Annotated in this window: 10 protein-coding genes; 5 read left to right on the top strand and 5 right to left on the bottom strand. The window is 66.5% G+C overall.

Annotation, left to right across the window (positions count from 1 at the left end; all coding sequences use genetic code 11):
- The first annotated feature begins 113 nt into the window (after positions 1-113).
- Entirely contained in the window at positions 114-1,622 is a 1,509-nt protein-coding gene (locus ACFE7D_RS12985) for a Ppx/GppA family phosphatase (RefSeq protein WP_375395838.1), read from the top strand.
- A gap of 103 nt (positions 1,623-1,725) precedes the next feature.
- Here ACFE7D_RS12985 and rnd read toward each other — a convergent pair whose 3' ends face one another.
- Positions 1,726-2,898, bottom strand: coding sequence for a ribonuclease D (gene rnd / locus ACFE7D_RS12980; RefSeq protein WP_375395836.1), 1,173 nt, complete (start codon positions 2,896-2,898; stop codon positions 1,726-1,728).
- Positions 2,899-3,071: 173 nt separating this feature from the next.
- Between rnd and aspS the strand changes: the two genes are divergently transcribed.
- Together aspS and ACFE7D_RS12970 are read left to right on the top strand one after the other, a co-directional pair.
- Positions 3,072-4,871, top strand: a complete 1,800-nt coding sequence (aspS, locus tag ACFE7D_RS12975) for an aspartate--tRNA ligase (RefSeq protein ID WP_375395835.1) — start codon at positions 3,072-3,074, stop codon at positions 4,869-4,871.
- Between the two features lie 43 nt (positions 4,872-4,914).
- Positions 4,915-5,685 carry a polyphosphate kinase 2 family protein gene (locus ACFE7D_RS12970; protein WP_375395834.1) on the top strand — a complete coding sequence of 257 codons (771 nt, stop codon included), beginning with the start codon at positions 4,915-4,917 and terminating at the stop codon, positions 5,683-5,685.
- A gap of 126 nt (positions 5,686-5,811) precedes the next feature.
- Here ACFE7D_RS12970 and ACFE7D_RS12965 read toward each other — a convergent pair whose 3' ends face one another.
- Together ACFE7D_RS12965 and ACFE7D_RS12960 are read right to left on the bottom strand one after the other, a co-directional pair.
- The gene (locus ACFE7D_RS12965; protein WP_375395833.1) at positions 5,812-6,249 is read right to left on the bottom strand and encodes a hypothetical protein; all 438 of its coding nucleotides are present in this window, start codon (positions 6,247-6,249) and stop codon (positions 5,812-5,814) included.
- 426 nt (positions 6,250-6,675) lie between these two features.
- Positions 6,676-7,305 (bottom strand): carbonic anhydrase, encoded by a 630-nt coding sequence (locus tag ACFE7D_RS12960; protein ID WP_375395832.1) that lies wholly within the window; start codon positions 7,303-7,305, stop codon positions 6,676-6,678.
- A 53-nt stretch (positions 7,306-7,358) separates the two neighbouring features.
- On the opposite strand from ACFE7D_RS12960, the gene lipA reads away from it, so the two are divergent.
- On the top strand, positions 7,359-8,288 hold the full coding sequence (gene lipA, locus ACFE7D_RS12955) for a lipoyl synthase (RefSeq protein ID WP_375395831.1): 930 nt from the start codon (positions 7,359-7,361) through the stop codon (positions 8,286-8,288).
- A gap of 1 nt (position 8,289) precedes the next feature.
- Positions 8,290-8,763 carry a type II toxin-antitoxin system RatA family toxin gene (locus ACFE7D_RS12950; protein WP_375395830.1) on the top strand — a complete coding sequence of 158 codons (474 nt, stop codon included), beginning with the start codon at positions 8,290-8,292 and terminating at the stop codon, positions 8,761-8,763.
- On the opposite strand, the gene ACFE7D_RS12945 is transcribed toward ACFE7D_RS12950, so the two are convergent.
- Positions 8,709-9,227 carry a CinA family protein gene (locus ACFE7D_RS12945; protein WP_375395829.1) on the bottom strand — a complete coding sequence of 173 codons (519 nt, stop codon included), beginning with the start codon at positions 9,225-9,227 and terminating at the stop codon, positions 8,709-8,711. The genes ACFE7D_RS12950 and ACFE7D_RS12945 overlap by 55 nt on opposite strands.
- Complete coding sequence (locus ACFE7D_RS12940; protein WP_375395837.1) at positions 9,224-9,724, bottom strand: hypothetical protein; 501 nt, start codon at positions 9,722-9,724, stop codon at positions 9,224-9,226. Before ACFE7D_RS12940 ends, ACFE7D_RS12945 begins: the two co-directional genes overlap by 4 nt.
- Positions 9,725-9,766: the final 42 nt, after the last annotated feature.

The following is a 9,766-nucleotide window of genomic DNA, read 5'->3' as shown; positions in this document are numbered from 1 at the left end:
CTGCATCGCTATTTCATGACCAACCCGTCGCTGTCGGGCCGCGGCGCGTCACACGGCGAATCGGAAGCGGTGCCGACGCTGTCGCTCAGGCGACGCCGTTGAGCGTCGCGGCGCTGCTGTTCCGCAAATCGCACGCGAACACGGCGTCGGCGACGGTCGACGGGCCGGACCCCCGCACCGCGATCATCGACATCGGATCCAATTCGATCCGCCTCGTCGTCTATCGGGGTCCGGCGCGGATCCCGGCGATCCTGTTCAACGAAAAGGTCATGGCCGGACTTGGGCGCGGGCTGGCCGCGACGGGGTCGATCGACCGATCCGCACTGGCGGCGGCGCGAACCGCGCTCGCGCGCTTCGCGGCGGTCGCGCGGGAGATGGAAGTGGCGACGCTGCGGACCATCGCAACCGCCGCGGTGCGCGACGCGGCGAATGGCGGCGAGCTGATCGCTGCCGCGACCGCGCTTGGGCTCGACGTCGAGATCCTGTCGGGGGAACAGGAGGCGCGGGGCGCGGGCGAGGGGGTGCTGTCCGCGATCCCCGATGCGGACGGCATCGTCGGCGACCTCGGTGGCGGCAGCCTGGAACTGGTCCGCGTTCGTGCCGGCCGGATCGAGGACCGCGTGTCCTTCCCGCTGGGCGTGCTTCGCATCGCTGCCGTCCGGGCGCGGCGCGGCAAGGTGTTCGAACGGATGGTCACGCGGATGATTCGCGACGCCGGCTGGACCCATCGGGGTGCCGGGCTGCCGCTCTATCTGGTCGGCGGATCATGGCGGGCGCTGGCACAGCTCGACATGAACCTGACCGGCTATCCATTGCCGGTAATTCACCAATATCCGATGCCGGTCGCGACGATCGCGCGGCTTGGCCGGACGATCGCGCACCTGCGCAAGCCGCGGCTCCGGATCATCGGCGGTTTATCGTCAGGACGAGCCGGCACCTTGTCGGATGCGGCCGCGCTGCTGGCGGTCCTGCTACGCGAACTCGGCGCGACCTCGACGATCGTCTCCGCGTTCGGCCTGCGCGAGGGCTTGCTGTTCGAAATGCTCGACGCGCCGACCCGCGCGCTCGATCCGCTGATCGTGGCAGCCCGCGAGGAGGGGCGGCTGCTCGGCCGCTTTCCCGAACATGGCGACCTGCTCGACCGCTGGATCGCGCCGCTATTCGCGCACGAGCCGCCCGCCCTCGCGCGGCTCCGCCATGTCGCGTGCCTGCTCGCGGATGTCGGCTGGCGCGCGAATCCCGAATTTCGCGCCGAACGCGGCGTCGAGATCGCGCTTCACGGCAACTGGGTCGCGATCGAGGCGAGCGGGCGGGCGATGGTTGCGCAGGCGTTGTTCACCGGGCTCGGTGGCGGGCCGATCGCACCTGAGCCGCTCGCGCTGCTGGCGACCGCGGAAGAATTGCAGGCGGCGGTTGCGTGGGGGTTGGCGATCCGGCTGGGCCAGCGGCTGAGCGGCGGGCTGGCGGGGCCGTTGCAGCGTACGCGCATCACCGACACCGGAACTTCGCTGATACTCCACGTCGCGCCGGAGGATCGCGATCTGTACGGCGAGGCGGTCGAGCGGCGGCACGCGGCGCTTGCGGCGAAACGGACGTTGAAGGCTAAGATTGCGATGGATTGATCGCTCCCGTCATGCCGGGTTCGTCCCGGTATCCAGGGCCACGGGCGTTGCGCTCCGGGCTCTGGATCCCGGGACAAGCCCGGGATGACGTGGGGGTCGGTACTTAATCCGCCTCCGTCCGGGTCATCTTCAGCTTCCCCCCCTTGACCGCGAAACCAAGCCGCCCTTCCACCAGGTCGACTGCATCGCGCCCGAACTGGTCGAACCGCCAGCCCTCCAGCATCGGCAGCCCCGCGCGCACCCCGGCCGCCAGCGCCTCCAGCTCGTCGCTGCGCGCCAGCAGCTTCGACGCGACGTCGATGTCGCGCGACCGGATCTTGAGCAGCAGCTTCAGCAGGTCGGCGACCAGCGATCCGTCCTTGCCGAGCCCCGGCTTGCGATCGTCGCGCGGCGGCAATTCGTCCGCGGTCATCGGCTCGGCGCCGTCCAGCGCCGCCATCAGCCGCATGCCGATATCGTTGGTCGCCCAGCTCGCGGACAGCCCGCGGACCTTCGCCAGGTCGGCCTGCTTGCGCGGCGGATGGCCCGCCATGTCGGCCAGCGTCTCGTCCTTGACGATGCGGCCGCGCGGCAGGTCCTTGCCCTGCGCCTCGATCTCGCGCCACTTCGCCAGTGCGCGCAGGCGGCCGAGGACGTCGGGCTTGCGCCCCGCGACGCGGACGCGCTTCCACGCCTCCTCGGGGTCGTTGGCATAGTTGGACGGATCGGCGAGCCGCTCCATCTCCTGGTCCAGCCAGTCGCCGCGGCCGGTCTTGCGCAGCCGTTCCAGCATCTTGGGGAAGTTGATCGACAGATGCGTGACGTCGCCGATCGCATATTCGATCTGCCGCGCGTCGAGCGGGCGACGGCTCCAGTCGGTGAAGCGCGCGCCCTTATCGACGACGATGCCCAGCCAGCTGTCGACGAGGTTCGAATAGCCGATCTGCTCGCCTTGCCCCAGCGCCATCGCCGCGACCTGCGTGTCGAACAGCGGATGCGGCGTCTTGCCGGTCAGATTGTAGACTATCTCGATATCCTGGCCGCCCGCGTGGAAGACCTTCAGCACGTCCTCGTTGTCGACCAGCAGCGACAATAGCGGGCCGAGATCGATCCCCTTCGCCATCGGATCGATCGCCGCCGCCTCGTTGGTGTCGGCGATCTGGATCAGGCAGAGCTCGGGGTAGAAGGTGCTTTCGCGCATGAACTCGGTATCGACCGTCACGAAGTCGGCCTTGGCGAGACGGGTGCACAGCGCGGCGAGCGTTTCGCTGTCGGTGATCAGGGGGTGGATATGCATCGGGCGGTCCATAGCGAGGGTTGCGCGCCTTGACAAAGAGGGGTGGCACGGGGGAGGGCGCGCACCATCCAGGTCCCGTCCCCCGGCCTTGAGCCGGGGTCCCGCTTCTTATCGACGGATGCGGGAAAGCGGGACCCCGGCTCGAAGCCGGGGCGACGAAGAAAGAAGAACAGATGCACGCCTACCGCACTCATAACTGCGCCGCCCTCCGCCCCGCCGATGTCGGCCAGGAGGTCCGCGTGTCGGGCTGGGTCCACAAGAAGCGCGATCATGGCGACCTCGTCTTCATCGACCTGCGCGACCATTACGGCATCACCCAGATCGTGACCGACGTGTCCGGCCCCGCCTTTGCGGTGATCGAGAAGCTGAAGAACGAGAGTGTCGTGACGATCACCGGCACCGTCACCGCACGCGCCGCGGACGCGGTGAATCCGAACCTGGCGACCGGCGGCATCGAGGTGCGCGCGACCGCGGCGGTGGTCCAGTCCGCCGCCGGCGAATTGCCGATGCCGGTCGCGGGCGAGGCCGAATACCCCGAGGATATCCGCCTGCGCTACCGCTTCCTCGACCTGCGGCGCGAGCGGCTGCACGCGAACATCATGCTGCGCTCGAACGTCATCACGTCGCTGCGGAGCCGCATGAACGGGCAGGGCTTTACGGAATTCCAGACCCCGATCCTGACCGCCTCGTCGCCCGAGGGCGCGCGCGACTATCTCGTCCCCAGCCGCGTCCATCCCGGCAAGTTCTACGCGCTCCCCCAGGCACCGCAGATGTTCAAGCAGCTGCTGATGGTCGCGGGCTTCGACCGCTATTTCCAGATCGCGCCCTGCTTCCGCGACGAGGATGCGCGTGCCGACCGGTCCCCAGGCGAATTCTACCAGCTCGATTTCGAGATGAGCTTCGTCACCCAGGACGACGTCTTCGCCGCGATCGAGCCCGTGCTCCACGGCGTGTTCGAGGAATTCGCCGACTGGCAGGGGAAGGGGCGCCAGGTCTCCGCACTGCCGTTCCGCCGCATCCCCTACCGCGAATCGATGCTGAAATACGGCAACGACAAGCCCGACCTGCGCAACCCGATCCTCATCACCGACGTCAGCGATCACTTCCGCGGCTCGGGCTTCGGCCGGTTCGCCTCGATCGTCGAGGGCGGCGACATCGTCCGCGCAATCCCCGCCCCCGCGACCGCGGAGAAGAGCCGCAAGTTCTTCGACGACATGAACGCCTGGGCACAGGGCGAAGGTTTTGCGGGCCTGGGCTATGCCACGCGCAAGGGCGGCGAATGGGGCGGCCCGATCGCCAAGAATCACGGCGAGGCGGGCATGGCCGCGATTGCCGACGCGCTCGGGCTCGGCGCCGACGACGGCGTATTCTTCGCCGCGGGCAAGGAAGGCCAGGCGACCAGGCTGGCGGGCGCGGCGCGCACGCGCGTCGGCGAACAACTCGGCCTGATCGACCAGAACCGCTTCGAATTCTGCTGGATCGTCGATTTCCCGATGTTCGAATATGACGAGGACGCGAAGAAGGTCGATTTCAGCCACAACCCCTTCAGCATGCCGCAGGGCGAGCTGGAGGCGCTGGAGACCAGGGATCCGCTCGATATCCTGGCGTACCAGTACGACATCGTCTGCAACGGCATCGAGCTGTCGTCGGGCGCGATCCGGAACCACCGGCCGGACATCATGTACAAGGCGTTCGAGATCGCGGGCTATACCCGCGACGACGTCGACACGAATTTCGCGGGCATGATCAACGCGTTCAAATGCGGTGCCCCGCCGCATGGCGGCTCCGCCCCGGGCATCGACCGCATGGTCATGCTGCTGGCCGGCGAACCGAACATCCGCGAGGTTGTGCTGTTCCCGATGAACCAGAAGGCCGAGGACCTGATGATGGGCGCGCCGGGGCCGGTGAGCGCGAAGCAGCTGAAGGAACTCAACATCCGCGTGACCGCGGATGGGCTGAAGGATGCGGGATAAACTCCCTCTCCCAAAGGGAGAGGGAGTTCGCTACCCTCCTCCCATGACCATCGACCTCACCACCTACGAACGCGGTCGCAAGTACAAGGGCCATTACCGCCACGACCTGCAGGCGCTGCAGATCCGCCTGAAGCACATCCAGGTCGCCCACATCGTCCACGGCCGTTCCGCCGTCGTGATGTTCGAGGGCTGGGACGCGGCGGGGAAGGGCGGAATCATCCAGCGCCTCACCGCGCGCTGGGATCCGCGCAACTACGAAGTCTGGCCGATCGCCGCGCCCAGCGACGAGGAGAAGAAGCACGGCTTCCTCTGGCGCTTCCGCCGCCGCCTGCCGCGCGCCGGCGACATCGCGGTGTTCGACCGCAGCTGGTACGGCCGCGTGCTGGTCGAACGGGTCGAAACATTCGCGACCCCGGAGGAATGGGATCGCGGCTATGGCGAGATCAACGCATTCGAGGCGAAGCTGGTCGAGGGCGGCACGACTGTCCTCAAGCTGTTCGTGCATGTGAGCCGCGAGGAACAGGACAAGCGCCTGCGCGCCCGGCTGATCAACCCATGGAAGCGGTGGAAGACCGGCCTCGACGACTATCGCAACCGCGACAAGCGCCCGGCCTACCTCGAAGCGATGCACGAGATGTTCGCGCGGACCGATACGGGAATAGCGCCCTGGCACGTGATCGACGGCGACGACAAGAAAGCCGCCCGGATCGCCGCGCTGACGTGGATCGCCGACCGGCTGGAAGAAGCGGTGCCGATGGACCCGCCGCCGCTCGATCCGGCGGTTGAGACGGTGGCGCGGGAGGCGTTGAAGTAGTAGGCTAATCACCGTTTGTGGTAAAATCGGACATTCGACCCCATGCTTCCCTATCCGCATGAATACCGCTGGTGTGATCCAGCCGGAGTTGGTCGTTCGCTACCTACGCCGGGTCCAATCTGACTGTCAGAACCGTCTCTGCCGCATTTCGTCCAGGCTACGCCATTCCGTCTCACCCGGAAACCTGGCTTGCCAATAATTCCACCCGTTCAAATTAGGCGGCTGACCGTTTTTCGTCTTTGCTAGCGCTCTCGCAGCGGAAGAAAGGGTGGGAAATTCATGTCCATTAACTACGAGCTTCCCGTTCAGAAACTGACCTTCGTATATTTGTCTCCCACGGTCATATTCCATTCGGGCCAGGGAGCCGTGTGGAATTTCGACTCGTCCCATACGCCATGGACGACCGTCCTCGGCAGTCGCCGATTGCTGATTCTCCTTCTTGTCAGGCTCTGGCATTTTCAGCAGCCGCCTTAGGGCAACAAACGGAAGTTCCTCGAAACCTCGCCGTTCATTCTCGATCAACTTGTAAATGTCGAAATCAATATCAATAGCGGTAAATTTCATAGCTGCCTCCATCGTTGAAGACTCACTACACCTTACATGCTACTCTTGTCAAGACTGGAGTAGTAATTAGTAGATTGGAGGAGTTAAGGCGTTTTACCCTTTTCCCAATGTCTCCAAGAGGCGAAACCGAGGAGGGCTCGGATTGCTGACCCAGCCAATCGCCTCCCCTCGTAATGTTGGATTTTCCGTGCCACTCCCGGCGGATGCCGACGATGCCCGTCCATCCGCGCAGCGACTTCCAAAACGCGTTTCGATTTGCACGGGGCGATTCCGATGGGTACGTGGCGTCCACTTCGTCCACTTCCGAAGGTCAGGTATGGTCGCGCGCAGGTCCGCCAGCGCGCTCAAACGAAATGTTCGGCGATCCGATCCGATTCGCTGCCGTGCCGCCTCATTACGCTCGGTACGGGAGCGACGGTCCATCCGCTACGCCGGCCCGAACGCCCCGTCGTCGCCCATGACATGCAGCACCCCATCGGCGATCGCGAAATACGCGCCGCGCAGTTTGAGCGTCCCCGCCACTTCGCGCTCGCGGACGAAGGGGAAGCTGCGCAGGTTCTCGATCGAGACGCGGACGGTCTCCAGTTCCAGCGCGCGGATCGCGCCGGGGCCGTCGCCATGCTCCGCGACGATGCGGTCGCGCGCGGCGTCGAGCATGTCGACCCAGTGGCCGATGAATCCGCCGGCACCGGGCGTCGCGTCGGCGAAGCGGCGCGACAGTGCGGCGGCGACCCCGCCGCAGCTGCCGTGACCCATCACCAATATCTCGGGCACTTCCAGCTGCGTCACCGCGAATTCGAGCGCGGCGGAGACGCCGTGGCGCCCGCTGTCCGCCTCGAACGGCGGCACGAGGTTGGCGACGTTGCGCACGACGAACATCTCGCCGGGCGACGCGTCGAAGATCTGCGTGGGGTCGACGCGGCTGTCCGAGCAGGCGATGACCATGACCTTGGGGGACTGGCCCTGGCTGAGTTCGGCCCAGCGTTCGCGCTCGCGTTGCCAGTCGGTGTCGCGGAAACGGCGATAGCCGTCGATCAGGTCGGTAAAGCTCGTCATCCGCGGCGCCATAGCGCGTTGTTTCGCGTGGTGGCAGTCGCTATCTGGCCGACATGAACGAGATGACATCCCTCGCCGCGCCATTGGGTCGCGCCCGCAAGCCCGACTGGATCCGCGTCAAGGCGCCGACCTCGGTAGGGTTCGCCGAGACCAAGGCGATGATGCGCCGGCTGAACCTGAACACCGTGTGCGAGGAAGCGGCCTGTCCGAACATCGGCGAATGCTGGACGAAGAAGCATGCGACGGTGATGATCCTGGGCGATACTTGCACGCGCGCCTGCGCCTTCTGCAACGTGAAGACCGGGATGCCGCGCGCTGTCGATCTCCTCGAGCCGCAGCATACCGCGGATGCCGCGGCGGAGTTGGGGCTGGAGCATATCGTCATCACCTCGGTCGACCGCGACGACCTGCCCGATGGCGGCGCGTCGCAGTTCGTGAAGGTGATCGAGGCGCTTCGACGGACCACGCCGCGCACCACGATCGAGATCCTGACCCCCGATTTCCGCAACAAGGCGCAAGCCGCGGTGGAACGGATCGTCGAGGCCGGTCCTGACGTCTACAACCACAATCTGGAAACGGTGCCGCGGCTCTATCCGACGATCCGGCCGGGCGCGCGCTATTACGCCTCGCTGCGGCTGCTGGAGAGCGTGAAGCGGCACGATCCGTCGATCTTCACCAAGTCCGGGGTGATGACGGGCCTGGGCGAGGAGCGACTGGAGGTCCATCAGGTGATGGACGACATGCGTTCCGCCGACATCGATTTCCTGACCATGGGGCAATATCTGCAACCCACCCCGCGCCATGCGAAGGTCGCAGAGTTCGTGACGCCCAAGGCGTTCGACGCCTATGCCGGCGTGGCGCGGGCCAAGGGCTTCCTGCTGGTCGCCGCGTCGCCGCTGACCCGGTCGAGCTATCATGCCGGCGACGATTTCGCCCGGCTGCGCGCGGCACGCGAGGCGAAGCTGGAGGTGGTACGCGGCTGACATGCCCAAGCACGCCGAGACACGGATCCTGCCCTACACCCCCGAACAGATGTTCGACATGGTGGCCGACGTCGGACGCTATGCCGAATTCCTGCCCTGGGTTGCGGCGATGCGCGTGCGCCAGGACAGCGAGACGGCAACGGTCGCCGACATGATCGTCGGCTTCAAGGGCCTGCGCGAGACGTTCACCTCGCAGGTCCGCAAGGTTCGCCCGAGCGAGATCATGGTCGACTATATCGACGGCCCGCTGAAATATCTGCGCAACGAATGGCGGTTCCGGCCCGATCCGGCGGGATGCGCGGTCGATTTCAGCGTCGATTTCGCGTTCAAGAACAGGGTGTTCGAAATGCTGGCCGGACAGGTCTTCGGCGTCGCGCTGCGCCGGATGATCGGCGCGTTCGAGGAACGCGCGCACGTTCTCTACGGCGCGGGGTCGACGGGCAACAGCAGTTCGAGCGCGCAGAGCGCCGCCTGAAGCCGGATGCCGCCGCGCCCGAGATCCCCGAAGTCGCGCCGGTCGGCATGGATGTCGCTCGGGTCCGCCCCCCGCTCGGCGCGGGCGAAGACGACGGTGCCGACGGGTTTCTTGACCGTCCCGCCGCCCGGTCCGGCGACCCCGGTGATGGCGACCGCGACGTCCGCGTCGGTCACCTTCAGTGCCGCCTGCGCCATGCTCCATGCGACCGCGATCGATACGGCCCCGAACGTCTCGATTACATCCGGGCTGACTTTCAGCAACCCGATCTTCGCGTCGTTCGAATAGGTGACGAAGCCGGCCTCCAGTACGTCGGACGACCCCGGTATCTCGGTCAGCGCCGCCGCGACGAGGCCGCCGGTGCAGCTTTCCGCGACCGCGACGCGTCGGCCGAGCGCCTGGTTGCGCTCCACGACGCGCTGCGCCGCATCGACCAGTTCGGCAGGGAGGATCGTATCGGTCATCGTCCATCCTCGTTGCAAAGCGGCAGGTCGGGAACGTCCGCCGCCTTGCCGCCGGCCTTCTGGCGCTTCAGATATTGCAGCGTCGTTATGACGATGCCCGCGATGTTGCGCGGCGGCAGGGGTGCCAGATTGGTCACCAGCCGGTCGATCGTCGTGCAGTCCCGAACCGCGATCCGCCCGACGATCAGCGGCACGATGATCGACGTCAGCAACGGCCGGGCATAATCGGACTGGAGGAGGATATCGGCCGCCGGATCGCTGAGCTTAACGATCGCCGCACGGGCCGCCGGCCATGCCTGGTCTGCCGTCGACTGGTAGCGGCCGATAAGCGCGCCGTCCGCACGGCGAAACGGGCTGGCCTCGGGCAATCGCGCGGCGCAGAGCCGGCCGGTCTCGCGCAGGATATCGGGCATCGCGACCAGCACCATCGCCTGCGCCTCCGGATCGGTCAGACAGATGCGCGCCGGTTGCGGGGGTGCCGCCGCCAATGCAAGCATCAGCGCCAGCTTCATCACGGTCGGTTCGGCAAGCTGACCGTC

Origin of the sequence: uncultured Sphingomonas sp., assembly GCF_964244235.1 — a bacterium.
In the GTDB taxonomy this organism is placed as follows: domain Bacteria; phylum Pseudomonadota; class Alphaproteobacteria; order Sphingomonadales; family Sphingomonadaceae; genus Sphingomonas.
Note: the sequence above shows the minus strand (reverse complement) of the source record. Positions and strands in the feature narration are given on the sequence as shown.

Bases quoted from the DNA above. Each gene is read 5' to 3' on its own strand.
- rnd (WP_375395836.1), bottom strand. From the start codon at position 2,898: ATGCATATCCACCCCCTGATCACCGACAGCGAAACGCTCGCCGCGCTG.
- aspS (WP_375395835.1), top strand. From the start codon at position 3,072: ATGCACGCCTACCGCACTCATAACTGCGCCGCCCTCCGCCCCGCCGAT.
- ACFE7D_RS12970 (WP_375395834.1), top strand. From the start codon at position 4,915: ATGACCATCGACCTCACCACCTACGAACGCGGTCGCAAGTACAAGGGC.
- ACFE7D_RS12965 (WP_375395833.1), bottom strand. From the start codon at position 6,249: ATGAAATTTACCGCTATTGATATTGATTTCGACATTTACAAGTTGATC.
- ACFE7D_RS12960 (WP_375395832.1), bottom strand. From the start codon at position 7,305: ATGACGAGCTTTACCGACCTGATCGACGGCTATCGCCGTTTCCGCGAC.
- lipA (WP_375395831.1), top strand. From the start codon at position 7,359: ATGAACGAGATGACATCCCTCGCCGCGCCATTGGGTCGCGCCCGCAAG.
- ACFE7D_RS12950 (WP_375395830.1), top strand. From the start codon at position 8,290: ATGCCCAAGCACGCCGAGACACGGATCCTGCCCTACACCCCCGAACAG.
- ACFE7D_RS12945 (WP_375395829.1), bottom strand. From the start codon at position 9,227: ATGACCGATACGATCCTCCCTGCCGAACTGGTCGATGCGGCGCAGCGC.
- ACFE7D_RS12940 (WP_375395837.1), bottom strand. From the start codon at position 9,724: ATGCTTGCATTGGCGGCGGCACCCCCGCAACCGGCGCGCATCTGTCTG.